This is a genomic window from Serratia sp. BNK-33-b (assembly GCF_048684565.1).
Taxonomy (GTDB): domain Bacteria; phylum Pseudomonadota; class Gammaproteobacteria; order Enterobacterales; family Enterobacteriaceae; genus Serratia; species Serratia marcescens.
Genome location: NZ_JBLQTZ010000001.1, coordinates 2,104,140 through 2,129,324 on the forward strand (window position 1 = coordinate 2,104,140; position 25,185 = coordinate 2,129,324).

Annotated in this window: 24 protein-coding genes, 1 pseudogene and 1 other annotated feature; of the genes and pseudogenes, 12 read left to right on the forward strand and 13 right to left on the reverse strand. The window is 59.6% G+C overall.

Annotated features, from left to right (window positions below; genetic code table 11):
* Positions 1-24: 24 nt before the first annotated feature.
* Positions 25-768, forward strand: a complete 744-nt coding sequence (gene tonB, locus ACMGGK_RS10060) for a TonB system transport protein TonB (RefSeq protein ID WP_016927510.1) — start codon at positions 25-27, stop codon at positions 766-768.
* Positions 769-836: 68 nt separating this feature from the next.
* Here tonB and yciA read toward each other — a convergent pair whose 3' ends face one another.
* Together yciA and ACMGGK_RS10070 are read right to left on the reverse strand one after the other, a co-directional pair.
* Positions 837-1,265 carry an acyl-CoA thioester hydrolase YciA gene (gene yciA / locus ACMGGK_RS10065; RefSeq protein ID WP_004932085.1) on the reverse strand — a complete coding sequence of 143 codons (429 nt, stop codon included), beginning with the start codon at positions 1,263-1,265 and terminating at the stop codon, positions 837-839.
* Positions 1,266-1,341: 76 nt separating this feature from the next.
* Entirely contained in the window at positions 1,342-1,881 is a 540-nt protein-coding gene (locus ACMGGK_RS10070) for a septation protein A (protein ID WP_016927511.1), read from the reverse strand.
* Between the two features lie 221 nt (positions 1,882-2,102).
* Between ACMGGK_RS10070 and ACMGGK_RS10075 the strand changes: the two genes are divergently transcribed.
* Complete coding sequence (locus ACMGGK_RS10075) at positions 2,103-3,806, forward strand: SulP family inorganic anion transporter (protein ID WP_016927512.1); 1,704 nt, start codon at positions 2,103-2,105, stop codon at positions 3,804-3,806.
* A gap of 53 nt (positions 3,807-3,859) precedes the next feature.
* Here the strand turns inward: ACMGGK_RS10075 and ACMGGK_RS10080 are convergent, their stop codons facing one another.
* Positions 3,860-4,612, reverse strand: a complete 753-nt coding sequence (locus ACMGGK_RS10080; RefSeq protein ID WP_016927513.1) for a YciC family protein — start codon at positions 4,610-4,612, stop codon at positions 3,860-3,862.
* A 34-nt stretch (positions 4,613-4,646) separates the two neighbouring features.
* Complete coding sequence (locus ACMGGK_RS10085; RefSeq protein WP_049299411.1) at positions 4,647-5,087, reverse strand: YkgJ family cysteine cluster protein; 441 nt, start codon at positions 5,085-5,087, stop codon at positions 4,647-4,649.
* Between the two features lie 286 nt (positions 5,088-5,373).
* Between ACMGGK_RS10085 and ompW the strand changes: the two genes are divergently transcribed.
* A complete protein-coding gene (gene ompW / locus ACMGGK_RS10090; protein WP_016927514.1) occupies positions 5,374-6,006 on the forward strand; it encodes an outer membrane protein OmpW in 633 nt (210 codons plus the stop codon).
* 44 nt (positions 6,007-6,050) lie between these two features.
* On the opposite strand, the gene ACMGGK_RS10095 is transcribed toward ompW, so the two are convergent.
* From ACMGGK_RS10095 to ACMGGK_RS10120, 6 genes and pseudogenes are all read right to left on the reverse strand, one after another.
* Positions 6,051-6,365, reverse strand: coding sequence for a BON domain-containing protein (locus ACMGGK_RS10095; protein ID WP_016927515.1), 315 nt, complete (start codon positions 6,363-6,365; stop codon positions 6,051-6,053).
* A gap of 217 nt (positions 6,366-6,582) precedes the next feature.
* A complete protein-coding gene (trpA, locus tag ACMGGK_RS10100) occupies positions 6,583-7,389 on the reverse strand; it encodes a tryptophan synthase subunit alpha (protein ID WP_420276862.1) in 807 nt (268 codons plus the stop codon).
* On the reverse strand, positions 7,389-8,579 hold the full coding sequence (gene trpB, locus ACMGGK_RS10105; RefSeq protein ID WP_016927517.1) for a tryptophan synthase subunit beta: 1,191 nt from the start codon (positions 8,577-8,579) through the stop codon (positions 7,389-7,391). The genes trpA and trpB overlap by 1 nt, the downstream gene beginning before the upstream one ends.
* 41 nt (positions 8,580-8,620) lie before the next feature.
* Positions 8,621-9,982 (reverse strand): bifunctional indole-3-glycerol-phosphate synthase TrpC/phosphoribosylanthranilate isomerase TrpF, encoded by a 1,362-nt coding sequence (trpCF, locus tag ACMGGK_RS10110; protein ID WP_172962824.1) that lies wholly within the window; start codon positions 9,980-9,982, stop codon positions 8,621-8,623.
* 3 nt (positions 9,983-9,985) lie between these two features.
* Positions 9,986-11,582, reverse strand: a pseudogene (gene trpD / locus ACMGGK_RS10115) (bifunctional anthranilate synthase glutamate amidotransferase component TrpG/anthranilate phosphoribosyltransferase TrpD).
* Complete coding sequence (locus ACMGGK_RS10120; RefSeq protein ID WP_049190685.1) at positions 11,582-13,144, reverse strand: anthranilate synthase component 1; 1,563 nt, start codon at positions 13,142-13,144, stop codon at positions 11,582-11,584. The pseudogene trpD and the gene ACMGGK_RS10120 overlap by 1 nt, the downstream one beginning before the upstream one ends.
* 24 nt (positions 13,145-13,168) lie before the next feature.
* Positions 13,169-13,272: a sequence feature (Trp leader region), on the reverse strand.
* A gap of 239 nt (positions 13,273-13,511) precedes the next feature.
* Between ACMGGK_RS10120 and rnm the strand changes: the two genes are divergently transcribed.
* The 5 genes from rnm (at position 13,512) to rluB (ending at position 17,542) form a co-directional block, all read left to right on the forward strand.
* Positions 13,512-14,393, forward strand: a complete 882-nt coding sequence (gene rnm / locus ACMGGK_RS10125; RefSeq protein ID WP_049299405.1) for an RNase RNM — start codon at positions 13,512-13,514, stop codon at positions 14,391-14,393.
* Between the two features lie 47 nt (positions 14,394-14,440).
* Entirely contained in the window at positions 14,441-15,061 is a 621-nt protein-coding gene (locus ACMGGK_RS10130; protein WP_016927522.1) for an L-threonylcarbamoyladenylate synthase, read from the forward strand.
* 115 nt (positions 15,062-15,176) lie between these two features.
* A complete protein-coding gene (locus tag ACMGGK_RS10135) occupies positions 15,177-15,536 on the forward strand; it encodes a Rap1a/Tai family immunity protein (RefSeq protein WP_337060778.1) in 360 nt (119 codons plus the stop codon).
* A gap of 149 nt (positions 15,537-15,685) precedes the next feature.
* Complete coding sequence (locus tag ACMGGK_RS10140) at positions 15,686-16,483, forward strand: alpha/beta fold hydrolase (RefSeq protein ID WP_033640137.1); 798 nt, start codon at positions 15,686-15,688, stop codon at positions 16,481-16,483.
* 162 nt (positions 16,484-16,645) lie between these two features.
* Positions 16,646-17,542: a 23S rRNA pseudouridine(2605) synthase RluB gene (gene rluB, locus ACMGGK_RS10145; RefSeq protein ID WP_015378049.1), complete on the forward strand. Its 897-nt coding sequence runs from the start codon at positions 16,646-16,648 to the stop codon at positions 17,540-17,542.
* 39 nt (positions 17,543-17,581) lie between these two features.
* Here the strand turns inward: rluB and cobO are convergent, their stop codons facing one another.
* Complete coding sequence (gene cobO, locus ACMGGK_RS10150) at positions 17,582-18,172, reverse strand: cob(I)yrinic acid a,c-diamide adenosyltransferase (protein ID WP_016927525.1); 591 nt, start codon at positions 18,170-18,172, stop codon at positions 17,582-17,584.
* A 13-nt stretch (positions 18,173-18,185) separates the two neighbouring features.
* Positions 18,186-18,947, reverse strand: coding sequence for a YciK family oxidoreductase (locus ACMGGK_RS10155; protein WP_016927526.1), 762 nt, complete (start codon positions 18,945-18,947; stop codon positions 18,186-18,188).
* 359 nt (positions 18,948-19,306) lie between these two features.
* On the opposite strand from ACMGGK_RS10155, the gene sohB reads away from it, so the two are divergent.
* Positions 19,307-20,353: a protease SohB gene (sohB, locus tag ACMGGK_RS10160; RefSeq protein ID WP_004930703.1), complete on the forward strand. Its 1,047-nt coding sequence runs from the start codon at positions 19,307-19,309 to the stop codon at positions 20,351-20,353.
* Between the two features lie 51 nt (positions 20,354-20,404).
* Here the strand turns inward: sohB and ACMGGK_RS10165 are convergent, their stop codons facing one another.
* Complete coding sequence (locus ACMGGK_RS10165; protein WP_004930700.1) at positions 20,405-20,656, reverse strand: YciN family protein; 252 nt, start codon at positions 20,654-20,656, stop codon at positions 20,405-20,407.
* A gap of 427 nt (positions 20,657-21,083) precedes the next feature.
* Between ACMGGK_RS10165 and topA the strand changes: the two genes are divergently transcribed.
* From topA to cysB, 3 genes are all read left to right on the forward strand, one after another.
* The gene (gene topA, locus ACMGGK_RS10170) at positions 21,084-23,681 is read left to right on the forward strand and encodes a type I DNA topoisomerase (protein WP_004930691.1); all 2,598 of its coding nucleotides are present in this window, start codon (positions 21,084-21,086) and stop codon (positions 23,679-23,681) included.
* Between the two features lie 5 nt (positions 23,682-23,686).
* Positions 23,687-23,821 (forward strand): hypothetical protein, encoded by a 135-nt coding sequence (locus tag ACMGGK_RS10175; RefSeq protein WP_255253503.1) that lies wholly within the window; start codon positions 23,687-23,689, stop codon positions 23,819-23,821.
* 221 nt (positions 23,822-24,042) lie between these two features.
* The gene (gene cysB, locus ACMGGK_RS10180; RefSeq protein WP_004930690.1) at positions 24,043-25,017 is read left to right on the forward strand and encodes an HTH-type transcriptional regulator CysB; all 975 of its coding nucleotides are present in this window, start codon (positions 24,043-24,045) and stop codon (positions 25,015-25,017) included.
* Positions 25,018-25,185: the final 168 nt, after the last annotated feature.

A 25,185-nucleotide genomic window follows, 5' to 3' on the forward strand; every position in this document is an offset into this window, starting at 1 on the left:
CGAACCAGAGGAAACAGAATCATTATGCCGCTAAAAAAGATGTTCCTTAATCGCCGTATATCCGTGCCTTTCGTCTTATCCGTAGGCTTGCACAGCGCCCTGGTGGCGGGATTGCTTTACGCTTCGGTAAAAGAAGTGGTGGAGCTGCCGAAGCCAGAGGACGCGCCGATCAGCGTCATGATGGTCAACACCGCCGCGATGGCCGAACCGCCACCGCCGGCGCCGGCCGAGCCGGAGCCGCCGCAGGTTGAACCTGAGCCGGAGCCAGAACCGGAACCTATCGTGGAGCCGCCGCCAAAGGCGATCGTGAAGCCGGAGCCGGTCAAGCCGAAACCAAAACCTAAGCCGAAGCCGAAGGTCGAAAAACAGGTCAAACCGGAGCCGAAAAAAGTCGAGCCGCGCGAACCGTCGCCGTTCAACAACGATTCGCCGGCCAAGCCGATCGACAAAGCGCCGGTGAAACAGGCGCCTGCCGCGCCGGTGCAGGGCAACTCGCGCGAGGTCGGGCCGAGGCCGATCAGCCGCGCCAATCCGCTCTATCCACCGCGGGCTCAGGCTTTGCAGATCGAAGGCAACGTGCGGGTACAGTTCGATATCGACAGCGACGGGCGCGTCAGCAACGTGCGTATCTTGTCGGCCGAACCGCGCAATATGTTCGAGCGTGAAGTGAAGCAGGCGATGCGTAAATGGCGCTATGAAGCCAAAGAAGCGAAAGATCGCACCGTCACTATCCGCTTCAAGCTGAACGGCACCACCGAATTGAACTGAGTTCGGTCACACCAAAAAGAAAGGGTCGCCTCGGCGACCCTTGTTGCATTTGCGGCGCAGCCGCAGGCTTACTCTTCGAAGCCGACGCGGAAGTTCATTTTGCCCTCGGGCAGCGCGCGCGAGTTGCCTTCCGCATCGACCGCCACATAGGTGAACACCGCTTCGGTCGCCCGGTAACGCTGGCCGATCGGGGCGGAAGAAACTTTCTTTACCCACACTTCGATATTGATGGTGATCGAGCTGCGCCCGGTGCGGATACAGTGCGCATAGCAGCAAACCACGTCGCCTACCGCCACCGGTTTCAGGAAGGTCATGCCGTCTACGCGCACCGTCACCACGCGCCCTTCGGCGATCTCTTTGGCCTGGATGGCGCCGCCGATATCCATTTGCGACATCAGCCAGCCGCCGAAGATATCACCGTTGGCATTGGTATCGGCCGGCATCGCCAGCGTGCGCAGCACCAGCTCGCCGCTGGGTAAAGGTCGTTGTTGTGTCATAGCAGTCTGCTTTTAAAAGGAGGGAATAACATCATACTGCCCGCGGCAAGCGCCGCAGGCATTAACAATTTTGTAACTATTTTTTCTGTTCTTCCGGCATGTGCCGGTAAATATAGATACCGCTGAGGAGGGTGAAGACCAGCGTCAGTACCGTCAGGCCAAAGACTTTGAAATTGACCCAGACGCTTTGCGGCAGCCAGAAGGCGACATAGATGTTCGCCAGGCCGCAGGCCAGGAAGAAGATCGCCCAGGCCAGGTTAAGGTTGCTCCACACTTTGTCCGGCAGCGTCAGCTCCTTGCCCAGCATGCGCTGAACCAGCGGTTTTTTGAGCACCCATTGGCTGATCAGCAGCGCCAGCGCGAACAGCGCGTAAATCACCGTGACCTTCCATTTGATGAACAAATCGTTGTGGAACACCAGCGTCAGGGTGCCGAACACCAGCACCATCAGGAAGGTGATCAGCGTCATCTTCTCGACCTTGCGGTATTTCACCCAGGTGAACACCAGCGCCAGCGCGGTGGCGACAATTAACGCGCCGGAAGCGACGTAAATGTCGTACAGCTTGTAAAAAGCGAAAAAGACAATTAGCGGGAGGAAATCAAGAAACTGCTTCATAAATCAATCCATCATCTGTTCATCGGCCGACTATACCGGATTCGGCGAGCTCTGTGTACCGCCGGGCGTTGCCGATTATCGGCGTTTGGCCGGCGGATTTCTGCCGCGAAAGCAGGAATTTGCATAAACTTACGCAAGAAAGCGCCGGCAGATTGCCAGCGCGGGCCGCAGGCCGCATAGTAAGCGTCATAATAACCAGATAATTTACCGCGGAAAACAACATGCAGTGGAAATCTCTCCAGGCCCTGACGCCTGGTTTGACGCATTTATTGGGCTATCAACGCAGCTGGCTCAAGCCGGATATTCGCGCCGGCCTTTCCGTCGCCGCCGTCGCCCTCCCGGTGGCTATCGCCTACGCCGAACTGGCCGGGGTCAGCCCGGTAGTGGGGCTCTACTCCTGTATCTTGCCGATGATGGCCTACGCGCTGTTCGGCTCGTCGCGCCAGCTGATCGTCGGGCCCGACGCCGCCACCTGCGCGGTGATCGCCGCAGTGGTGACGCCGCTGGCAGCGGGCAATATGGAACGCCATTGGCAACTGACCATTATGATGACCGCCATGATGGGCGGCTGGTGCCTGCTGGCCAGCCGGTTCAAGCTGGGGGCGCTGGCGGATTTGCTGTCGCGGCCGATCCTCAGCGGGCTGCTGAACGGGGTGGCGATCACCATTATTGTCGATCAGATCGGCAAGGTGTTGGGGTTCACGGTGCGCCCGGCACAGCTGATCGAGCGCATCTATGCGCTGCCCGGTAACTTGCTGCACAGCGACTGGCTGACGATGGCGGTGTCGTTGCTGACGCTGGTGACGCTGCTTGGATTTAAAAAATGGCGGCCTAACTGGCCGGCGCCGCTGTTCGCTATCGTGCTGGCGGCGTTCGTGACCTGGGCGGGCGGCCTGCAGCAGCATGGCGTGGTGACGGTGGGCGGTTTCAGCGGCGTGCTGCCGATCGTCCAGTGGCCGGACTTCCAGCCCGGTTTGCTGCGCGACATGGTGATCCCGGCGCTTAACCTGGCGGTGGTGAGCTTTGTCAGCATGATGCTCACCGCCCGCAGCTTCGCCGCCAAAAACGGTTATGAGGTAAACGCCGACGCCGAGTTTCGCGCGCTGGGGCTGGTGAATATCGTCTCTGCGCTGTCGCAAGGTTTCGCCATCAGCGGCGCGGATTCGCGCACCGCGGTGAATGATGCCAACGGCGGCAAGAGCCAACTGGTGTCGATCATCGCCGCCGCGGTCATCGCCTTTGTCTTGCTGTTCCTGATGGCGCCGCTGCAGTTTATTCCGGTGGCGGGATTGGGTGTGGTGCTGATGTATGCGGCCTGGTCGCTGCTGGACATCCGTGGCATCTGGATCTTGCGCCGTCGCAACGCGCAGGCGTTCCGTCTGGCGCTGTTTACCTTCCTCAGCGTGTTGCTGGTGGGAGTGATCAGCGGCATCGGGCTGGCGGTGTTGCTGGGGCTGATGCAGTTTTTGCGCACCGTCTTCCGGCCGACGGAACAGCTGCTGGGCGTCAACGATGAAGGCATGATCCATTCCATGGGCAATAACAATGGGGTGAAGGCGGTACCTGGCGTCATGATGTATCGCTTCAATTCGCCGCTGACCTATTTCAACGTGGCGTATTTCAAACGCCGTATCCTCAATTTGGTCGACGGCACACCGTTCCAGCCACGTTGGGTGGTGGTGGATGCGGTGGCCAGTTTCACCCATGCCGATATCAGCGTGCTGGCGGCCATCGACGAACTGAAACGCGACCTGTTACAGCGTAACGTAAAGCTGGTGCTGGCGGGGCGCCGCACCGAGCTGACGCGTTGGTTCCGCATCAACCGCTTAGGGCGCGATAAAGAGTTGATTTTGGTGCCGGATCTGTATCTGGCGCTGAAGCTGATTCAGAGTAAGGAGCAGGCGGAAGCCGCCGTGGTGGGGTAAACAAAAAAAGGGGCGCGCCGAAGCGCGCCCCTTGGTTTTTGCTGACGCCGGCGTTAGCCGCGCAGCAGCATATACAGCCGGAACAGGTAGATCAGCAGCAGAGCGGAGACCAGATTGCTCAACGCGGTCAGCACCACGCTGGCGACGTTCGGCGTCAGCACCGACAGATGGCTCACCAGGAACAGCACCAGCAGCTTGGCCGCCAGCCACAGCATCATCGCTGGCACCAGCACGCGCGCATTGGCGAAGGCCAATTTGCTGCTCAGCTTGAGCGAAGCGAACACGCCTTTTTTATCGACGGAGGCGATCACCGGTGCCAGCGCGAAGGCGATCGCCATCAGCACGCCCGGCACCACAAACAGCGTCAGGCCGAGCTGGATCAGCAGGGTGCAGATAAACAGCAGCAGCAGCAGGCGCGGCAAGTCGGGCGCCGAGGCGCCGAGCGCGCGCAGGGCGCTGGTGCGTTGCCCTTGCGACACCAGACGGATCAGCGTCAGCATCCCGCCGACCAGCAGCACGTTGCCGACCAGCGCAGAGAAGGTGGCGGCCGCCGACACTTTCAGCAACACCATCTGCTGTTCCGGCGTCATCTGCTGGATCACTTCCTGAATGCCCATGCCGGTAGACGAAGCAAAATCGCTGGTGGTGGCAGCGAGCGTCGCCAACTGTTCGGCATCAGGGCTGAAGGCCTGATTCAGCAGCACGGAGATAAACGCCGTCAACAAAGCCAGCATCAGGATGCTGGCCAGTTGGTTGCGTAAAAAGTTAAAACTGTCACGGTACAAAGCGTTGGCCGTGATAGGCATGCAGACTCCTTGGCGTCGGGAAAACAGAGATAAATCAGTGGGTGATTGTACCCTGTTCCACGCCGCTGTGGCACCCCGCGAATTGCACTACGCCTATTTCTTCAACGATCGTCGCGTCAGACAGCGATAGCGGCAAGGGCACCGGCAAGGGCGGCAGGCCGTAGCGTTCCCGGGCGCGATCGCAGGCTTCGTTGCGCAGGCCGTTTTCACCGGACTGATCGAACTCCCTGCACGGGCTGGGCCGATTAAGGTAGATCGAGCAGGAAACGGCTTTACCTATTTCACCGTCTAGCGCGCTGCAGCGGGGGGACTTGCTGTTGGTCCCCTGCATGCAGCGCAGGAACGGGGTCAAAGGCTCTGTTAAGGAAAGGGGAACGGTGCCGCCGCCGTCTTCGGCTTCGGCCCAATAGAATGACACTCGAAAATAACCGCAGCATGCGCCGCAGCTGACACAGGGATTAAGGATTTCGCTCATCTTGATTGCCCACCGACTCCTCACGGCACCAACCAAAACCAACACGGAAAATGAAATTACCTCAGCCGCATTTTTCTCCGCAACAGAAATTTGAACATGTAGATAATTTGCAACAAAATCGTTTTTTTGATGCAGATCAATCCTTGATTTATTAGACGGTTAGGTAACCTTGTTTTTGGTGGGATTTTAAATTTTTACACATAAGATGTGATCTCGATGGGATCACAAATACCCGAAAGTAGGTATATTCCCCCTCGAGCGATTAACCACACAAATGGAATGGATAATGAAAAAGACAACTCTGATGGTATTGGCGACGATGATGGCGCCTATGTTGGCAAGTGCGCATCAGGCCGGTGATTTCCTGTTCCGCGCGGGCACCGCGACGGTGCGTCCAAATGCAGGTTCGGACAACGTACTGGGGTTGGGTTCGCTGGATGCGAAAAACAACACTCAGCTCGGTCTGACCTTCGGTTACATGGTGACGGACAACATCGGTGTTGAGTTGTTGGCCGCAACGCCATTCCGCCACAAGGTGACGCTGGGCGGCACTGATTTGGCGACCGTTCACCAACTGCCGCCTACGCTGATGGCGCAATACTATTTCGGCGACAAGCAGGACAAACTGCGTCCTTACCTGGGCGTCGGCGTTAACTACACCACCTTCTTCGACGAGAAGTTCAACGACTACGGCAAAAGCGCCGGGTTGAGCGACCTCGATCTGAAAGATTCCTGGGGCGTGGCGGCGCAGGCTGGCCTGGATTACAACCTGGATGAGCACTGGATGCTGAACATGTCGGTGTGGTGGATGAACATCGAAACCAAAACTCGCTTCAACGATGCGAACGGTGGGCACCACAGCTTCGATACGCGTCTGGATCCGTGGGTGTTCATGTTCGGGGCGGGTTACCGCTTCTGATGAAGGCCGCAATCAGGGAGGCGTTGCGCCTCCCTGTGTCGGTATTATTTAACCTGCATCACGTTTTCAACCGATTTCACGCCGGCCACGCCGCGTGTGACCTGCACCGCACGGTTGGCGTCATCGCTGGAGGTCACGAAGCCGCTCAGCTGTACGCGCCCTTTAAAGGTTTCTACGCTGATCTCGCGTGACTTGATGTTTTTATCCGCCAGCAACGCCGATTTCACTTTGGTGGTGACCACGGTGTCATCGATATAACCGCCTGTTCCCTCTGATTTTGCCGTCGGCGCGCAAGCGCTCACCGCGACCGCCACAACGGCTGCCATGCACAAGGCTGAAAGGGTTTTAAACAGCTTCATAAATTACTCTCCATGCAATGTTATGGTTGAAATTCGCTACGGTTTTTCGCCGCAGCGAGCGCATTCCCCAAATCAAACGAAGAAATGCATAGCGAACAACGTTCATTGTGAGACAAGACCTGGGTTTGTTCAAATTTTTGATGTAAATAAATGGAACAAACTTTGAGGGGAAACAAGCTGTTAAAGCGAGCGCCGGCAGGGCGCTCGCTAAAGAGGATCACGCCCGGGTGGCGCGCTTCATATTGCTGACGAAGGCCGCCAGCCTGGTCAGCATCTCCGCCGGGTCGGCATGGTGCTGTTCGATGATTTTGACGATTGCCGAGCCGGAGATCGCGCCGGCGGCGCCGGCCTGCAGCGCCGCCTTCACCTGCTCGGGTTCGGAGATGCCGAAGCCCTGCAGCGGCGGCGCGGCGTGATACTCGCGCAGCGTGTTCACCAGGTGATGCAACGGCAACTGCGCCCGGCTTTCGGTGCCGGTCACCCCGGCGCGCGACAGCAGGTAGGTGTAACCGCGGCCGTGCGACGCGATTTCACGCAGCAGATCGTCATCGGCGTTCGGCGGGCAGATAAAGATCGGTGCGATACCGTGGCGAGCGGCGGCGGCGCGGAACGGCGCAGACTCTTCAAACGGCACGTCGGCGACCAGCACCGAATCCACGCCCACTTCGGCGCAGCGTTGGTAAAACGCATCGATGCCTTTATGGAACACCAGATTGGCGTACATCAGCAGGCCGATGGGAATGATCGGGTGCTTCTGGCGGATGGCCGCCAGCATCTCGAAGCACTGGGTCGGCGTGACGCCGGCGGCGAAAGCGCGCAGCGTCGCGCTCTGGATGGTTGGGCCATCCGCCAGCGGATCGGAGAAGGGGATGCCCAGCTCCAGCGCGTCCGCGCCGGCTTCGATCAGGGTATCGATAATCTGCAGCGACAGCGTCGGATTAGGATCGCCCAGCGTCACGAACGGGACGAAGGCGCCTTCCTTGTTGCTTTCCAGGCGTTTGAACAGTTGCTGATAACGTTCCATCAGATTTCTCCCCGTGCTTTCAAAATGTCGTGAACGGTAAATATGTCTTTGTCGCCGCGGCCGGACAGGTTGACCACCAGGATCTGTTCTTTCTGCGGCGTTTCACGGATCATTTTCAGCGCGTGCGCCAGGGCGTGCGAGGATTCCAGCGCCGGGATGATGCCTTCATGGCGCGACAGCGCCTTGAACGCTTCCAGCGCTTCGTCGTCGGTGATCGACACGTATTCGGCGCGGCCGATGCTGTTCAGGAAGGCGTGTTGCGGCCCGACGGACGGGAAGTCCAACCCGGCGGAGATTGAATAGGATTCTTCAATCTGGCCTTCGGCGGTCTGCATCATCGGCGCTTTCATACCGAAGTAGATGCCGACGTGGCCGTGCTTCAGCGGCGCGCCGTGCTGGCCGGTCTCGATGCCCAGACCGGCGGGTTCCACGCCGATCAGCCCGACATCGGCATCATCGATAAAGTCGGCGAACATACCGATGGCGTTGGAGCCGCCGCCGACGCAGGCAATGACCGCATCCGGCAGACGGCCTTCGCGCTCCAGCACCTGCGCTTTGGTTTCTTCGCCGATCATGCGCTGGAATTCACGCACGATAGTCGGGTACGGATGCGGGCCGGCGGCGGTGCCGAGCATGTAGTGCGCGGTTTCATAGCTGCCGGACCAGTCGCGCAACGCTTCGTTGCAGGCGTCTTTCAGGGTGGCGGAGCCGCTGTGCACCGGGATCACTTCCGCGCCCATCAGCCGCATGCGGAACACGTTCGGCGACTGGCGCTCGACGTCTTTGGCGCCCATATAGATGCGGCATTTGAGGCCGAGCAGCGCGCAGGCCAGCGCCGACGCGACGCCGTGTTGGCCGGCGCCGGTTTCCGCGATGATCTCGGTTTTGCCCATGCGCTTGGCCAGCAACGCCTGGCCCAGCACCTGGTTGGTCTTGTGCGCGCCGCCGTGCAGCAGGTCTTCACGCTTCAGATAAAGCTTGGTGTTGCTGCCGGCGGTGAGGTTTTTGCACAGCGTCAGCGCCGTCGGGCGGCCCGCGTAGTTCTTCAACAGATCGATAAATTCCGCTTGAAACGCCGGATCGCGCTGGGCGCTGACAAAGGCTTCTTCCAGTTGTTTCAGGGCCGGCATCAGAATTTGCGGCACGTATTGGCCACCAAATTCGCCGAAGTAGGGGTTAAGCAGCGTCATGAGAGTTCCCGTTATTATCCGTTATTAATATAGAGCCGTATTCAGTAGGCGCGCAGGGTCTGGAAGACCGAGGCCAGGCGCGCGGGATCTTTGATGCCCGGTTCGCTTTCCACGCCGGAGTTGAAGTCCAGCCCGGCGCAGCCGAGCTTGGCCGCTTCGACGCAGTTGTCGGCGCGCAGGCCGCCCGCCAGCATCACGTTAGTCAGATCTTCGCCTTGCAATACCGACCAGTCGAAGCGTTGGCCGGTGCCGCCGGCGCCGTTGTCGAGCAGGTAGCGATCGACATGCTGCAGATCGCGCGCCGGCACCCGATCTTTCACGCTCAGCGCTTTCCAGATGCGGCAATCAGCCGGCAAGCGGGCGCGCAGGGCGTTGATATAAGCCTGGTCTTCCGCGCCGTGCAATTGCACCGCATGCAGGCCGAGGCGCTCAACGGTCAACGCCACGGTATCGACCTGGGCGTCGCAGAACACGCCGACATACTTCAGCGGCGCGCCGGAGATCACTTCGCGGGCGCGGGTGATATCCACATAGCGCGGTGAACGGCCGACGAAAATCAGCCCGCCGTAGATGGCGCCGGCCTGATACGCGGCGGCGGCGTCCTGCGGACGGGTCAGGCCGCACACTTTGTTGTCGCCCAGGATCACGCGGCGCACGGCGGCGCGCAGATCGGGTTCAGACATCAGCGCGCTACCGATCAGGAAACCGTTGGCGTAATGGCTCAGCTCGCGGATCTGCCCATAGTTGTTGATGCCTGACTCGCTGATCACCGTCACGCCATGCGGCACGCGCGGCGCCAGTTGGCGAGTGCGGTCCAGATCGATGCTCAGATCGCGCAGATCGCGATTATTGATGCCGACCACGCGCGCTTCCAGCGCGATCGCGCGCTGCAGCTCTTCTTCACTGATCACTTCGGTCAGCACGCCCATATTCAGGCTGTGAGCCACCGCCGCCAACTGGCGATACTGGTCGTCGGTCAACACCGACAGCATCAGCAGGATGGCATCGGCCTGATAGTAGCGCGCCAGGTAAATCTGATACGGATCGATGATAAAGTCTTTGCACAACACCGGTTGGCTGACGGTTTTACTGACCAGCGGCAGGAAATCGAAGCTGCCCTGGAAGTATTTCTCGTCGGTCAGCACCGAGATCGCCGAGGCGAAATCTTTATACACCGTGGCGATCTCTACCGGATCAAAGTTTTCGCGAATCAGCCCTTTGGAAGGCGAGGCCTTCTTGCATTCGAGAATGAAAGCCGTCCGGGTGCCCTGCAGCGCGTGATAAAAGCTGCGTTCACTCGGTACGATGTCGTTCTGAAAGCCGGCCAGGGGCTGTTGCTGTTGTCGCGCCGCGATCCATTGCGCTTTGTCGCGGACAATCTTGTGTAGCACGGTTTCCTGCATCATTTATCCTCTTGCCGCCAGTGCGATGACACGCTCATAGGCCTGCCCGCTGTTGATCATATCCAGTGCCTGCCGCGCATTTTGGCGCAGGTCTTCATGTCCGAATAACTTCAGAAGCAACGCGACGTTGGCCGCGACCGCCGCGGCGTGCGCCGGCTCGCCTTTACCTTGTAACAGCCGCGCCAAAATGTCACGGTTTTCTTCCGGCGTGCCGCCCAGCAAGGCTTCCAGCGGATAGGTTTCCAATCCGAAGGACTGCGGCGTGAGCTGGTAGCTGCTGATTTCGCCGTTGTTCAATTCCGCTACGTGCGTCGGAGCGTGGATCGCCACCTCGTCCATGCCGCCGCCGTGAACCACCGCCGCACGCTGATAACCCAGCACGCGCAGGGTTTCGGCAATCGGCAGCACCAGTTCCGGGCTGTAAACGCCGATCAGCGCCAGCGGCGGGCGCGCCGGGTTGATCAGCGGGCCCAGCACGTTGAACAGCGTGCGGGTCTTCAACTGCTGGCGCACCGGCATGGCGTGACGAAAACCGGTGTGGTACTGCGGCGCGAACAGGAAGCACACGCCGAGATCGTCCAGCGCCTTGCGCGCTTCTTCCGCCGGCAGATCCAGGCGGATGCCGAACGCCGCCAGCAGATCCGAAGAGCCGGAACGGCTGGAGACGCTGCGGTTGCCGTGTTTGGCGATCTTCGCGCCGCACGCCGCCGCCACGAAGGCGCTGGCGGTGGAAATATTGATGCTGTTGGTGCCGTCGCCGCCGGTGCCGACGATATCGGCGAACAGATAGTCAGGGCGCGGGAACGGCTGAGCGTCGTCCAGCAGCGCTTTGGCGGCGCCGGCGATCTCTTCCGGGCGCTCGCCGCGGACTTTCATGCTGATCAACGCCGCCGCCAGTTGGCTCGGCTCCAGCTCGCCGCGCACGATGGCGCTGAACAGCTGTTGGCTTTCCTGCTGGCTCATCGACTCGGCGCGGTACAGTTTCTCAAGAATAGGTTGCATCGTCGTGTTCCTTATATTACTTCGCCAGCGCCCAGGCCAGGGTCTGCTCAAGCAGGCGCGCGCCGTGGGTGGTCAGAATCGATTCCGGGTGGAACTGGAAGCCGCACACGCGGCGGCGGTCGTCGCGCACCGCCATCACCATTTCGCCGAAACGGGCGTTGACGGTGAGATCGGCCGGGATATTGCTGCCGACCAGCGAGTGGTAGCGCGCCACCGGCAGCGGATTGGCCATACCGGCGAACATGCCTTCGCCATCGTGAGCGATCGCCGAGGCTTTGCCGTGCAGGATCTCGCCCGCCTGGCCGACCTGGCCGCCATAGGCTTCGACGATCGCCTGGTGGCCGAGGCAGATGCCGATGATCGGCAGTTGGCCGCGCAGACGCTGCAGCAGTTCCGGCATACAGCCCGCTTCGGACGGCGTGCCGGGACCGGGCGACAGCATCAGCACCGGCTGTTCCATCTGTTGCAGACGCTCGATGATCACCTCGGCGGCGATCTGATTACGGTAAATCACCACCTGGTGGCCGCTGGCGCGCAGCTGATCGACCAGGTTGTAGGTAAAGGAATCGACGTTGTCGAGCAGCAGGATATCGGCCATCAGAACACCTCCTTGGCATGGTGCGCAGTGGCGATGGCGCGCAGCACGGCACGGGCTTTATTACGGGTTTCGTCGGCTTCCGCCTGCGGGACGGAATCCAGCACCACGCCGGCACCGGCCTGCACGGTGGCGATGCCGTCTTCAACGTAGGCGGAGCGAATGACGATGCAGGTATCCAGATCGCCGGTGGCGGTGAAGTAGCCCACCGCGCCGCCGTAGCTGCCGCGGCGCGTGCCTTCGGAGGCGGCGATCAGCTGCATCGCCCGCACTTTCGGCGCGCCGCTGAGGGTGCCCATGTTCATGCAGGCCTGGTAGGCGTGCAGCACGTCGAGATCGGCGCGCAGGGTGCCCACCACCCGGGAAACCAGGTGCATGACGAATGAATAGCGGTCCACCTTGGTCAGGTCGGCCACGTAGCGGCTGCCGGCCTGGCAGATACGCGCCAGATCGTTGCGCGCCAGATCGACCAGCATCAGGTGCTCGGCCAGCTCTTTGTGGTCGGTGCGCATTTCCAGCTCAATGCGGCTGTCGAGATCCAGATCCAGCGAACCATCGGCGCGGCGGCCGCGTGGGCGAGTGCCGGCGATCGGGTAGATTTCGATTTGGCGATTGCCCGCGTCGTATTTCAGCGCGCTCTCCGGCGAAGCGCCGAACAGGGTGAAGTCATCATCCTGCATGAAGAACATGTACGGGCTGGGGTTGTTGTCTTTTAAGGTTTGGTAGGCCGCCAGCGGCGCCGGGCACGGCAGGGTGAAGCGGCGCGACGGCACCACCTGGAAAATCTCGCCCTGGCGGATCGCTTCCTGCAGCTCGCTGACCACCGCGCCGTACTCTTCGTCGCTCTGGTTACAGCTCAGCTGCATGTTTTCCAGCGTTTGGTGCGGGATCGGCTGCGGGGGTTGTTGCAACTCAGCCTGCAGCTGTTCCAGGCGATGCTGCAAACGCTGCGCTTCACTCGCCTGCTCACTGAAGACGCTGGCCTGCAGACGGGCCGATCCGCGTTGATGATCAAGCACCAGCAGGGTTTCCGCCAGATAGAAGCAGAAATCCGGGCAGCGTTGATCCTGGCGCAGTGCCGGCAGGTCCTCGAACCCGGCGACCAAATCGTAGGCGAACAGGCCGCCCAGCATCACGGCTTCGCGCTCGTCCGCCGGGGAGTCCACCAGGGTCAGCAGCGTGCGCAGCGCGTCGAACACCGACAGTGAACGCAGGCGGGCGTCTTCGTCCTGCACCGCGTCGATCGCCGGGAAGGTCAGTTCGCGGCCGTTGGGGCGCGCCTGATTGCGCACCTCGGGCGGCAGCGCTTCGTCCAGCAGCGGCAGCAGCGCCGCGCCGTTGGCGGTCAGCGCCTGCACGCTGACGGTGTGGCCCAGTGCGGTAATGCGCAGCGCGCTGTCGATGACCAGCAGGCTCTGCAGATTCTGTTTGCTGTTGATTTCCGCCGACTCCAGCAGCAGGGTGGCCGGACGGGCGCCGCACAGCTGGTGGAAAAGGGTGGTGGGATCGCCCCGGTAGCTGGCTTGCGCCTTCAGCAATGTCAGTTGTGGTTTGGTGTTCATCATCGGTGGTTCCAGTGAATTGTGTCCATAAAAAAGCCCGCATCAGGTGCGGGCTCAGGAAATCTGCATTGTCAGATGACAGCTATGCGCGATTACACCGCCCGCAAGAGGGAGGTACGCCACCAACCGTGAAGAGAAATGTATGTGTTCATTTGCAGACTCTCTTTGTTAACTCTCATCCGACACGGCCGTTGCCGTGAACTTGTGTACTAGTTAACTGGTTCGCGAGGGCAAAGTCAACCCTCTTTTTGCACAATGTTTTAGCGGTCAGCGTGAATTCTATTCATCGTCTGCCTGGCGCAGAATAGATTTCCGTCCGGCCGCCGATCGCGGGTATGATAGAAAACCAAGCCATTGCCGGATAGCCGTTTTGACAGACAGTAACCCCCCATCCATCGCCTTTACTCTGTACGACCTCCACAGCCACACGACCGCCTCCGACGGCTACCTGACGCCGACGCAGCTGGTGCTGCGGGCGGTAGAGATGCGCGTGGGCGTGCTGGCGATCACCGATCACGACACCACCGCAGGCTTGGCTGAGGCCGCCGCCGCTATTGCGGAGCAGGCGTTGCCGCTGCGGCTGGTCAACGGGGTGGAAATCTCGACGCTATGGGAAAATCATGAAATTCATATCGTTGGGTTGGGCGTGGACGTCGCGCACCCGGCGCTGGTGGCGCTATTGGCGGAACAAACCGAACGTCGCCATCGGCGCGCGCAGGAGATCGGCGCACGTCTGGGTAAAGCGCGCATTCCCGACGCCTATGCCGGCGCCCAGCGGTTAGCGGGGGACGGTGCGGTGACCCGCGGCCATTTCGCCCGTTACCTGGTGGAGATTGGCGTGGCGGACAACATGGCGCAGGTGTTCAAGAAATATCTGGCCAAAGGCAAAACCGGCTACGTGCCGCCGCAGTGGTGTACAATAGAACAAGCCATTGATGCGATTCATCAATCGGGCGGCCAGGCGGTGATAGCGCACCCCGGCCGTTATGATCTGACCGCGAAGTGGTTGAAACGTTTGCTGGCGCATTTCGCCGAACACGGCGGCGACGCCATGGAAGTGGCGCAGTGTCAGCAGGCGCCGCATGAGCGCGCGCAGCTGGCGAAGTACGCGCAGGACTACCACCTGTTGGCCTCGCAAGGCTCTGATTTCCATCAACCTTGTTCGTGGATCGAACTGGGGCGCAAGCTGTGGCTGCCGGGCGGCGTCGAGCCAGTGTGGCGCGATTGGCCGCAACCGGGCCAGGCGGTCTGATTTTACGCGCGTGGCAACGCGCGCGGGCATTATTTTAGGAGCAAGTCATGAGTCAGCTTTTTTATATTCATCCGGACAACCCACAGCCGCGTTTGATTAACCAGGCGGTCGAGGTGCTGCGCAAGGGCGGAGTGATCGTTTATCCCACCGATTCCGGCTACGCGCTGGGTTGCATGCTGGAAGAGAAGGCGGCGATGGAGCGCATTTGCCGCATCCGTCAACTGGACGGCAACCACAACTTTACCCTGATGTGCCGCGATCTGTCCGAATTGTCGACCTATGCGCACGTCGATAATACGGCCTTCCGCCTGATCAAAAACAATACGCCGGGCCACTACACGTTCATTCTGAAGGCGACCAAAGAAGTGCCGCGCCGCCTGATGAATGAAAAGCGCAAAACCATCGGCCTGCGCGTGCCGTCGAACCCGATCGCATTGGCGCTGCTGGAGGCGCTGAACGAACCGATGATGTCCACCACCCTGATGCTGCCGGGCAATGATTTTGCCGAGTCCGATCCGGAAGAGATCAGCGATCATTTGGGCAAGGTGGTCGATCTGGTGATCCACGGCGGCTTCCTCGGCCAACAGCCGACCACGGTTATCGATCTGACCGAATCCACGCCGGAAGTGGTGCGCGAAGGGGCGGGTGACGCGGCGCCTTTCCGCTGATGTAAAAGGTTGCCACCTTGCCCATTGTCTGAAAATCGGCTGAAGCGAGGCTATTTCGCGTGAAAGCCGCTATTCTTGACTACTTCAGAATTGATAATGGGCAGGATGCGCAGCAATGATTAAACAGGTTTCTTTTTTAGCGGCCTTATTATTTTCCTCAATGGCAAATGCGGGGTTTTATTCAGGCAGCGGTTTGCTGGCGGAATCCGGCGGTTACGTAAAAAATAAAAGCGGTGAAGCCACCGTGGCCGAAGCGCTGAATGGCGGCATGTTCATGGGATACGTCGCCGGCGTATTCGATACTTATTCCATGCAGGGCAATCGCAATATCTGCCCGCAAGCCGGGATGAGCATCGGCGTAGCCGCCGACGCGGTGATGCAGTATTTGAACGAGCATCCTGAGCAACTGCATTATTCCGCACCGTCGGTGATCATGCTGGCGTTAAGCGCCGCCTATCCCTGCGTGCGCCATTAAGTTCCCATTCCAATTAGTGCGCATTTTTTCATAAGGTGCGCCCAGGGGACTTTCCGCACGAACTTCAATAGATCAATACCTGCTGCGCTGTCACCTTATCCCCGTCGGTATTCCCCGAACGGGTCGGGGAGAGACGCGCAGGAGGTAATATGACCGCATTTCACAGTGCCAACATGATGCTCGATTATCAGGATATCGGCTCAGGGCCGCTCACGTTGGTGTTGCTGCCCGGCTGGTGCGAACCGAAAACCGTGTTTGAGCCGTTCATCGCTCTGGCGGCCGAACGCTATCGGGTGATCAGCATCGACTGGCGCGGCCATGGCCTGTCGTCAAAAGCCACGGAGATGTCGCTGACGGCGGACGACTTGCTGGAGGATGTGCGCCAACTGCTGACGGCGCTGCGTTTGGATAACGCGGTCACTCTGTCGGTGGCGCACGCCAGCTGGCTGGCGGTGGCGTTGGCCGAAGCGTTGCCGCAGCGGGTGCGGGGCATGGTGTTTCTCGACTGGATCATGACGCAGCCGGAGCCGGCGTTCTTTACGGCGGTGAGTCGCATGCAGCAGCCGCAGCAGTGGCTGGCGGCGCGCGACGCCTTGTTCGACTTCTGGCAGGGCGGCATCCGTCACGATCGGGTCAAACGCCATCTGGAGGTCGAGATGGCGCAGGAAGATTACCGGCTCTGGCGTGCCGCCGGCGTGGCCATCGAACAGGCCTATCGGCAATACGGCTCGCCGCTGCAACGCCTGGCGGGCATGAGCGCGCCGCCGCCGTGTCGGCACATCTACTCGTTGGATCGCCGCGACGACTACCTGCGGCAACAGCAGGCGTTTGCCGCCGAACAGCCGTTTTTCTCCGTGGTGCGTCTAGGCGAGGCTCGCACTCACCTCGGCATTTTGGAACGGCCCGACGCGGTGCTGTGGGCGGTGGAGGATTTTTTGGCGCCGTGAACGCTGTCTGAAGGGGGCCACCGCCGATAAAGTGGGTTTCAACACCTTAGAAAGCCTGTATAATACGCGGTTCGATCCTGATAAGCGTATTATGACCGTCGTGGCGCTTGGCCGCGGCGGTATCCCCCCGACGCCTGTGAAGGCGACATTAGAGGTTGCTCAATGAGCGAAAAGTTACAGAAAGTTTTAGCGCGCGCCGGGCATGGCTCGCGTCGTGAAATCGAAACCATGATTGAAGCCGGGCGCGTCAGCGTCGACGGCAAGGTCGCCAAGCTCGGCGATCGCGTTGAAGTGACGCCGGCGATGAAAATCCGTCTGGATGGCCATGTCCTGTCGATCAAAGAATCCGAAGAGGTGGTTTGCCGGGTGCTGGCTTACTACAAACCGGAAGGCGAGCTGTGTACCCGCAGCGATCCTGAAGGCCGCCCGACGGTGTTCGATCGCCTGCCGAAGCTGCGCGGTTCGCGCTGGGTGGCGGTAGGGCGCCTGGACGTCAACACCTCCGGTCTGCTGCTGTTCACCACCGATGGCGAACTGGCCAACCGTCTGATGCACCCGAGCCGTGAAGTGGAGCGCGAGTACGCGGTGCGCGTGTTCGGCCAGGTTGACGATGCGAAAGTGAAGCAGCTGAGCAAAGGCGTGCAATTGGAAGACGGCCCGGCCGCCTTCCGCACCATCAGCTTCCAGGGCGGTGAAGGCCTCAACCAGTGGTACAACGTGACCCTGACCGAAGGCCGCAACCGTGAAGTGCGTCGCCTGTGGGAAGCGGTGGGCGTGCAGGTGAGCCGCCTGATCCGCGTGCGTTACGGCGACATCGATCTGCCGAAAGGCCTGCCGCGCGGCGGCTGGGCTGAACTGGATCTGCCGGCGATCAACTACCTGCGCGAGCTGGTGGAGTTGAAACCGGAAACGGTCAGCAAAATGCCGGTGGAGCGTGAGCGCCGCCGCGTGAAGGCCAACCAGATCCGCCGTGCGGTCAAGCGCCACTCGCAGGTGGCCGGCAGCGGCCGCCGCAGTGCGCCAGGCAGCAAACCGGGCAAGCCAAGCAAACGCAGCTAATCCCGCCATTCTGGCCCCGTTCGGGGCCAGAACGTTTTGTTACCAATCGATCCCCTGTTGCGCCTTCACGCCCGCGTCGAATGCGTGTTTCACCGGCCGCATCTCCGTGACCGTATCCGCCAGTTCCAGCAGATCGCGATGGCAGCCGCGCCCGGTCAGGATCACCGTTTGATGCGCAGGGCGTTGCAGGAGCGCTTCCTTCAGCTCTTCCAGTTCCAGATAGCCGTAGGTCAGCATGTAGGTCACTTCATCCAGCAGAACCAGATCCAGGCCGCTGTCGGCCAGCATGCGTTTGCCGTGCTGCCACACCGCCTGGCAGGCGGCGGTGTCGCCGGCCTTGTTTTGCGTTTCCCAGGTGAAACCGGTGGCCATCACCTGAAATTCAACGCCGTGTTGCTGCAGCAGATTCTTTTCGCCATTGGGCCATTCGCCCTTGATGAACTGGATCACCCCGGCGCGCATGCCGTGGCCGACCGCGCGGGTGACGGTGCCGAAGGCGGCGGTGGTTTTACCCTTGCCGTTGCCGGTAAACACCAGCAGCAGGCCGCGGGTGTCCTGCGCCGCAGCGATGCGCGCATCGACCTGTTCTTTCAGGCGCTGCTGGCGCTGTTGATGACGATCTTCCGCCATGAAACGCTCCTGATTATTCGGCTGCGCCGGGTTTGCGGTTCGGCTGCGCGTCGAAGCTCATGCCGGTTTTGCGGCGGCTGTCTTCGCCCATCAAATACAGATACAGCGGCATGATATCGGCCGGGGTTTTCAGCTTGTTCTTGTCTTCGTGCGGGAAGGCAGATGCGCGCATTTTGGTGCGGGTGCCGCCCGGATTGATGCAGTTCACCCGCAGATTGCGGTTTTTATACTCGTCGGCCAACACCTGCATCATGCCCTCGGTGGCGAACTTTGACACCGCATAGGCACCCCAGTCTGCGCGGCCGGTACGCCCGACGCTGGAGCTGGTGAACACCAGTGAACCGGCGTGGGATTTCAGCAGCAGCGGCAGCAGTGCCTGAGTCAGCATAAAGGTGGCGTTGACGTTAACCTGCATCACTTCTTGCCACATGGTTATCGACAGGTCGGCCATCGGCGCGATGTCGCCGAGCAGGCCGGCGTTGTGCAACACGCCGTCAAGGCGGGGGATCTGGCGCGCCAGATCGTCGGCTATCTGCCGGCATTGCTCCTGAGTGGCGTGCAGCAAGTCGAGCGTGACCACCAGGGCCGGGGCGCCGCCCAGGGCTGCGATCTCTTGTTGTACCGCCAGCAGTTTGCTCTCGGTGCGCCCCAGCAGCACCAACTGAGCGCCGAAGCGCGCGTAGGTCAGCGCCGCTTCGCGGCCGATGCCGTCGCCGGCGCCGGTGACCAAAATGATACGTTGTTCGAGCAGATCTTGTTTGGGTTGGTAATGCACGATAAATCCTCGCCTGGGTGGCTGTTCTCCCGCGGATATCGGGGAGCAAGGGTGAAACGCGCGGCCGGGGCGGGAGCGAAGGCTCGACCGTCTGCGGGCCGCGCAGCGAATCCGTCTCATCATATTGATGAATAATGGGTGTTATATGCCTTAATCCGCAGGCATTTTCAATGCGTAGCAGGCTGAAATGGCATTCTTTTGTAACAAAAGCGCGGCGGTGGCGGCTTGGTTCGGCCGTAAATCGTCCCCATAGTGATGCTCTGTGCGCAATGAATTTTCATTTAGCCGCGACAGCAGCCGCTGCGGTTGGCTAAAATGGAAATAAGCATACTAACAACCTGTAAATAAAGGCGGAATCTGTGGAGTTTATATCTGTTTATGGCCTGTTTCTGGCCAAGGTCGCCACGGTGGTGCTCGCCATCGCTGCGTTGGCCATCCTGGCGGTCAGTTTGGGGCAACGCAAGAGCCGCCAGAAAGGGGAGCTGCAGCTGACCGATCTCGGCGAACAGTATCGCGAGATGCAGCGCGATATGCGCCTGGCGCGCATGGATGCCGCCGAGCAGAAGGTTTGGCTGAAACAGTTCAAGAAGCAGACCAAATCTGATGACAAATTGAAGAAGCAGCGCGCCAAGTCCGGCGCGGTGGAAGTGGCCAAGCCGTGCCTGTATGTGCTGGATTTCAAGGGCAGCATGGACGCGCACGAGGTCACCTCGCTGCGCGAAGAGATCTCGGCGGTGCTGGCGGTGGCGTCGGCGCAGGATGAAGTTCTGTTGCGCCTGGAAAGCCCTGGCGGGGTGGTGCACGGCTACGGCCTGGCGGCTTCGCAGTTGGAGCGCCTGCGCAAAGGCGGTATTCGTCTGACGGTCGCGGTGGATAAAGTGGCGGCCAGCGGCGGCTACATGATGGCTTGCGTTGCGGATCGCATCGTGGCGGCGCCGTTCGCCATTATCGGTTCCATCGGCGTGGTGGCGCAGATCCCGAACTTCCACCGCCTGTTGAAAAAGAACGATATCGACGTGGAGTTGCATACCGCCGGGCAATTTAAACGCACGCTGACGCTGTTTGGCGAAAACACCGAACAAGGGCGCGAGAAGTTCCGAGAAGATCTGAACGAAACGCACGAGCTGTTCAAGCGCTTTGTGCATGAGCAGCGCCCGTCGCTCGACATCGACAGTGTCGCCACCGGTGAGCACTGGTTCGGTTCACAGGCGAAAGAGAAGGGCCTGATCGACGCCATCGGCACCAGCGATGATTTGCTGATCGCCGAGCTGGATAACCACGAAGTGATCGCCGTGCGCTATACGCGCCGCAAACGCCTGATGGATCGCTTCACCGGCAGCGCGGCGGAAAGCGTCGATCGTTTGCTGCTGCGCTGGTGGCAGCGTGGGGAAAAGCCGTTGTTGTAACGGCAACGAGAGCGTGAATCAACGGGGGCCAGGCGCCCCCGTTTTCTTGTCTTAATCGACCAGGTGGTATTTTTCCGAAAGTAGGTGAGCCAAATGTTTAAACATATTAAATACCGCGGTGGTTTTGGCGGTGGGCAATCCATCGGCATCCAAAAAGTATTCGCCGCGAAAAACTAAAACGCCGCTTTTTTGTTCAACGTCGGTGGCGATCATGCCGTGCAGATAATCTTCGTGTTGGCGGATGATGTTATTTGCTTCCGCCAGCAGGGCCTCGCGGCCGATAGGTGCAGTATTCGTGCGCATTTATTAGACTCCAAACTAAAAACTCTGCGCATATTCTAACGCCGGTTCGCTTTTATCCGCAAACCGACTAAGGTTTATTTGCCGTCTGGATGGCCATGGGCGGCCGCCGGTTGGCGAAATCGGACTTTCCATGCTAATTAGGTTGCGTGACGCTTTTTATCAGGTACAGTGTGGGATTTTGCGGCGTCGGGTGGAAGGTTTTGTTTACGCCATGAATAAAACTCACACAGCCATACTTCTGGGGCATGGGTGAATAGCAGGCAGGATCAACAACTTGCGTTCAGGTTGAGCAGTTGGGCAACCAAAAGAAAAAAATCTGTTGATCTCTTGCCAGACTGCCGCAATATAAAAAAAGAGACACGAATTGCCGCGGCACGGCGAGATAAAAGACTTCTTTTTAGAAGAAATAAATTAGGTAAAGGTAAATATGGGTAAAGCTCTCGTAATAGTTGAGTCCCCGGCAAAAGCCAAAACTATTAATAAATATTTAGGAAGTGACTACGTGGTGAAGTCCAGCGTCGGTCACATCCGTGATTTGCCGACCAGTGGCTCAGCCAGCAAAAAGAGCGCTGACTCAACCGAAGACAAAGCCAAGAAAAAAGTTAAAAAAGATGAGAAGGCGGCGCTGGTAAATCGCATGGGCGTCGACCCTTACCACGGCTGGAAAGCGCATTATGAAATCCTGCCGGGTAAAGAAAAAGTGGTCGCCGAGTTAAAATCGTTGGCGGAAAACGCCGACCACATTTATCTCGCAACCGACCTTGACCGCGAAGGGGAAGCCATCGCCTGGCACCTGCGGGAAGTGATCGGTGGAGATGACAAACGCTTTAGCCGCGTGGTGTTTAACGAAATCACCAAAAACGCGATCCAGCAGGCGTTCAAACAGCCGGGCGAGCTGAACATTGATCGCGTCAACGCGCAGCAGGCGCGCCGGTTTATGGACCGCGTGGTGGGCTATATGGTCTCGCCGCTGCTGTGGAAGAAAATCGCCCGCGGCCTGTCCGCCGGCCGTGTGCAGTCGGTGGCGGTGCGTCTGGTGGTTGAGCGCGAACGCGACATCAAGGCGTTCGTGCCGGAAGAGTACTGGGAACTGCATGCCGATCTGCTGGCGAAGGGTGAAACCGCGCTGCAGATGGAAGTGACCCACGCGCACGACAAACCGTTCAAGCCGGTCAACCGCGAGCAGACTCACGCCGCGGTCAAGTTGCTGGAAAAAGCCCGCTACACGGTGCTGGATCGCGAAGACAAACCGACCAGCAGCAAGCCGGGCGCGCCTTTCATTACCTCCACGCTGCAACAGGCCGCCAGCACCCGCCTGAGCTTCGGCGTGAAGAAAACCATGATGATGGCGCAACGGCTGTATGAAGCCGGCCACATCACCTATATGCGTACCGATTCCACCAACCTGAGCCAGGATGCGCTCAACATGGTGCGTGGCTACATCGGCGACAACTTCGGCGATAAATACCTGCCGAAGGCGCCGAATCAGTACAGCAGCAAAGAGAATTCGCAGGAAGCGCACGAAGCGATCCGTCCTTCGGACGTGAACGTGCTCGCCGAGCAGTTGAAAGACATGGAAGCGGATGCGCAGAAGCTGTATCAGCTGATCTGGCGCCAGTTCGTCGCCTGCCAGATGACGCCGGCGCAGTACGATTCCACCACGCTGACGGTGAAAGCCGGCGATTATCAGCTGCGCGCCAAGGGCCGTACGCTGCGCTTTGACGGCTGGACCAAGGTGATGCCGGCGTTGCGCAAGGGCGATGAAGATCGCACCCTGCCATACGTCGAAATCGGCAGCGAGCTGGATCTGCAGAAACTGATCCCGAGCCAGCACTTCACCAAGCCGCCGGCGCGCTACAGCGAAGCCTCGCTGGTGAAAGAGCTGGAAAAACGCGGCATTGGCCGCCCGTCCACCTACGCCTCCATTATCTCAACCATTCAGGATCGCGGTTATGTGCGGGTGGAAAGCCGCCGCTTCTATGCCGAGAAAATGGGTGAGATCGTCACCGATCGTCTGGAAGAAAACTTCCGCGAGCTGATGAACTATGACTTCACCGCGCGCATGGAAGATGGTCTCGATGAGGTCGCCAACAACCAGGCCGAGTGGAAAGCGGTGCTGGACGAGTTCTTCGTCGATTTCAGCGAGCAGCTGGAAACGGCGGAGAAGGATCCGGAAGAAGGCGGCATGCGGCCTAACCAGATGGTGATGACCAGCATCGACTGCCCGACCTGCGGCCGCAAGATGGGCATCCGTACCGCCAGCACCGGCGTGTTCCTCGGCTGTTCCGGCTACGCGCTGCCGCCGAAGGAGCGTTGCAAAACCACCATCAACCTGGTGCCTGAAGCGGAAGTGCTCAACATCCTCGAAGGTGACGACGCGGAAACCAACGCGCTGCGCGCCCGCCGCCGCTGCCAGAAATGCGGTACGGCGATGGACAGCTATCTGATCGACAACCAGCGCAAGCTGCACGTCTGCGGCAACAACCCGGCGTGTGACGGCTATGAGATCGAAGAGGGCGAGTTCCGCCTGAAAGGCTATGACGGCCCGGTGGTGGAATGCGACAAGTGCGGTTCGGAAATGCACCTGAAAATGGGGCGTTTCGGCAAGTACATGGGCTGCACCAACGAGAACTGCAAAAACACCCGCAAGATACTGCGTAACGGCGATGTGGCGCCGCCGAAGGAAGATCCGGTGCCGTTGCCGGAGCTGCCGTGCGAGAAGTCCGACGCCTATTTCGTGCTGCGTGACGGCGCTGCCGGCGTGTTCCTGGCGGCCAACACCTTCCCTAAATCGCGCGAGACCCGCGCGCCGCTGGTGGAAGAACTGGCTCGCTTCAAGGATCGTCTGCCGGAGAAGCTGCGCTACCTGGCCGATGCGCCGGTGGCGGATGCCGAAGGCAACAAAACGCTGGTGCGTTTCAGCCGTAAAACCAAGCAGCAGTACGTCTCCTCTGAAAAAGACGGCAAGGCGACCGGTTGGTCCGCGTTCTACGTGGACGGCAAGTGGGTCGAAGGCAAGAAGTAAGGGCGATGTCCTGCCTGCAAGATGAAAAACCAGCCCTGGCGGCTGGTTTTTTTATTGGTGAAAAGGGGCAAACGGATCTATCCTTTGCTGTTTTTATCCCTCCGACACCGCCGTTTCACGTTGATACCAATGCAAAATAATCGTTATCATAGTGTGACGCGGATCTATACTTGAAGCTGCATCGTGGTATAGTGGTTATATAAAAAGTTTTTTTATTATTAAAGCTTATTAACAACGGCGTTTTCTTCACCATCAGGGTAGAACACGGGGTTTATGGCTTGTGAGTTTCAGCATACCGGGGCGACACCGATATACCTGGCTGCGGGTAAGCCGCAGTGTTTAACCTAGGATGGTATAAGATATGAAATTGCAGCAGCTTCGTTACATTGTGGAAGTGGTTAACCACAACCTGAATGTCTCCTCGACGGCAGAAGGGCTCTATACCTCTCAACCCGGCATCAGTAAACAGGTGCGCATGCTCGAAGATGAGCTGGGCATCCAGATTTTCGCCCGCAGCGGCAAGCATCTGACCCAGGTCACCCCCGCCGGCCAGGAAATCATTCGCATCGCGCGTGAAGTGCTGTCCAAGGTAGACGCCATCAAGGCCGTCGCCGGTGAACACACCTACCCGGACAAAGGCTCGCTGTACGTCGCCACCACGCACACTCAGGCTCGTTACGCATTGCCAAACGTGATCAAAGGCTTCATCGAGCGTTACCCGCGCGTCTCGCTGCACATGCATCAGGGCTCGCCGACGCAGATCGCCGAAGCGGTCTCCAAGGGCACCGCCGATTTTGCCATCGCCACCGAGGCGCTGCACTTGTACGACGACCTCATCATGCTGCCGTGCTACCACTGGAACCGTGCGGTGGTGGTGAAGCCCGATCATCCTTTGGCGGGAAAAAGCAGCATCAGCATCGAAGAACTGGCGGCTTACCCGATCGTCACTTACACCTTCGGCTTTACCGGCCGCTCGGAGCTGGACACCGCCTTCAACCGCGCCGGCCTGACGCCGCGCATCGTCTTTACCGCCACTGACGCCGACGTGATTAAAACCTATGTGCGTTTGGGATTGGGGGTAGGGGTGATCGCCAGCATGGCGGTGGATCCGGTGCAGGATCCGGATCTGGTGACGGTGGATGCGCGCGACATCTTCACCTACAGCACCACCAAAATCGGCTTCCGCCGCAGCACCTTCCTGCGCAGCTACATGTACGACTTCATTCAGCGCTTCGCGCCGCACCTGACGCGCGACGTGGTCGACAGCGCAGTGGCGCTGCGCTCCAACGAAGAAATCGAAGCGATGTTCAAGGACATCAAGCTGCCGATTAAATAATCGTTGACGATATCAAATCAAACCCGGTTAGGCGCCTGCCAAACCGGGTTTTTTTAGCCCGGAAACCCGCACCTTCCTTGTTTCTCAGGATCATCCTGAAAAGCCACCGTCCTCTTTTCAACCCGTTCACCTCTAAGTAGACTGCAAAACGTTCGGATAATTGAATAA

What these genes read in the sequence shown, in the direction of transcription:
- tonB (WP_016927510.1), top strand. Translation starts at nt 25, where the DNA reads ATGCCGCTAAAAAAGATGTTCCTTAATCGCCGTATATCCGTGCCTTTC.
- yciA (WP_004932085.1), bottom strand. Translation starts at nt 1,265, where the DNA reads ATGACACAACAACGACCTTTACCCAGCGGCGAGCTGGTGCTGCGCACG.
- ACMGGK_RS10070 (WP_016927511.1), bottom strand. Translation starts at nt 1,881, where the DNA reads ATGAAGCAGTTTCTTGATTTCCTCCCGCTAATTGTCTTTTTCGCTTTT.
- ACMGGK_RS10075 (WP_016927512.1), top strand. Translation starts at nt 2,103, where the DNA reads ATGCAGTGGAAATCTCTCCAGGCCCTGACGCCTGGTTTGACGCATTTA.
- ACMGGK_RS10080 (WP_016927513.1), bottom strand. Translation starts at nt 4,612, where the DNA reads ATGCCTATCACGGCCAACGCTTTGTACCGTGACAGTTTTAACTTTTTA.
- ACMGGK_RS10085 (WP_049299411.1), bottom strand. Translation starts at nt 5,087, where the DNA reads ATGAGCGAAATCCTTAATCCCTGTGTCAGCTGCGGCGCATGCTGCGGT.
- ompW (WP_016927514.1), top strand. Translation starts at nt 5,374, where the DNA reads ATGAAAAAGACAACTCTGATGGTATTGGCGACGATGATGGCGCCTATG.
- ACMGGK_RS10095 (WP_016927515.1), bottom strand. Translation starts at nt 6,365, where the DNA reads ATGAAGCTGTTTAAAACCCTTTCAGCCTTGTGCATGGCAGCCGTTGTG.
- trpA (WP_420276862.1), bottom strand. Translation starts at nt 7,389, where the DNA reads ATGGAACGTTATCAGCAACTGTTCAAACGCCTGGAAAGCAACAAGGAA.
- trpB (WP_016927517.1), bottom strand. Translation starts at nt 8,579, where the DNA reads ATGACGCTGCTTAACCCCTACTTCGGCGAATTTGGTGGCCAATACGTG.
- trpCF (WP_172962824.1), bottom strand. Translation starts at nt 9,982, where the DNA reads ATGCAGGAAACCGTGCTACACAAGATTGTCCGCGACAAAGCGCAATGG.
- ACMGGK_RS10120 (WP_049190685.1), bottom strand. Translation starts at nt 13,144, where the DNA reads ATGATGAACACCAAACCACAACTGACATTGCTGAAGGCGCAAGCCAGC.
- ACMGGK_RS10130 (WP_016927522.1), top strand. Translation starts at nt 14,441, where the DNA reads ATGAGTCAGCTTTTTTATATTCATCCGGACAACCCACAGCCGCGTTTG.
- ACMGGK_RS10135 (WP_337060778.1), top strand. Translation starts at nt 15,177, where the DNA reads ATGATTAAACAGGTTTCTTTTTTAGCGGCCTTATTATTTTCCTCAATG.
- ACMGGK_RS10140 (WP_033640137.1), top strand. Translation starts at nt 15,686, where the DNA reads ATGACCGCATTTCACAGTGCCAACATGATGCTCGATTATCAGGATATC.
- rluB (WP_015378049.1), top strand. Translation starts at nt 16,646, where the DNA reads ATGAGCGAAAAGTTACAGAAAGTTTTAGCGCGCGCCGGGCATGGCTCG.
- cobO (WP_016927525.1), bottom strand. Translation starts at nt 18,172, where the DNA reads ATGGCGGAAGATCGTCATCAACAGCGCCAGCAGCGCCTGAAAGAACAG.
- ACMGGK_RS10165 (WP_004930700.1), bottom strand. Translation starts at nt 20,656, where the DNA reads ATGCGCACGAATACTGCACCTATCGGCCGCGAGGCCCTGCTGGCGGAA.
- topA (WP_004930691.1), top strand. Translation starts at nt 21,084, where the DNA reads ATGGGTAAAGCTCTCGTAATAGTTGAGTCCCCGGCAAAAGCCAAAACT.
- ACMGGK_RS10175 (WP_255253503.1), top strand. Translation starts at nt 23,687, where the DNA reads ATGTCCTGCCTGCAAGATGAAAAACCAGCCCTGGCGGCTGGTTTTTTT.
- cysB (WP_004930690.1), top strand. Translation starts at nt 24,043, where the DNA reads ATGAAATTGCAGCAGCTTCGTTACATTGTGGAAGTGGTTAACCACAAC.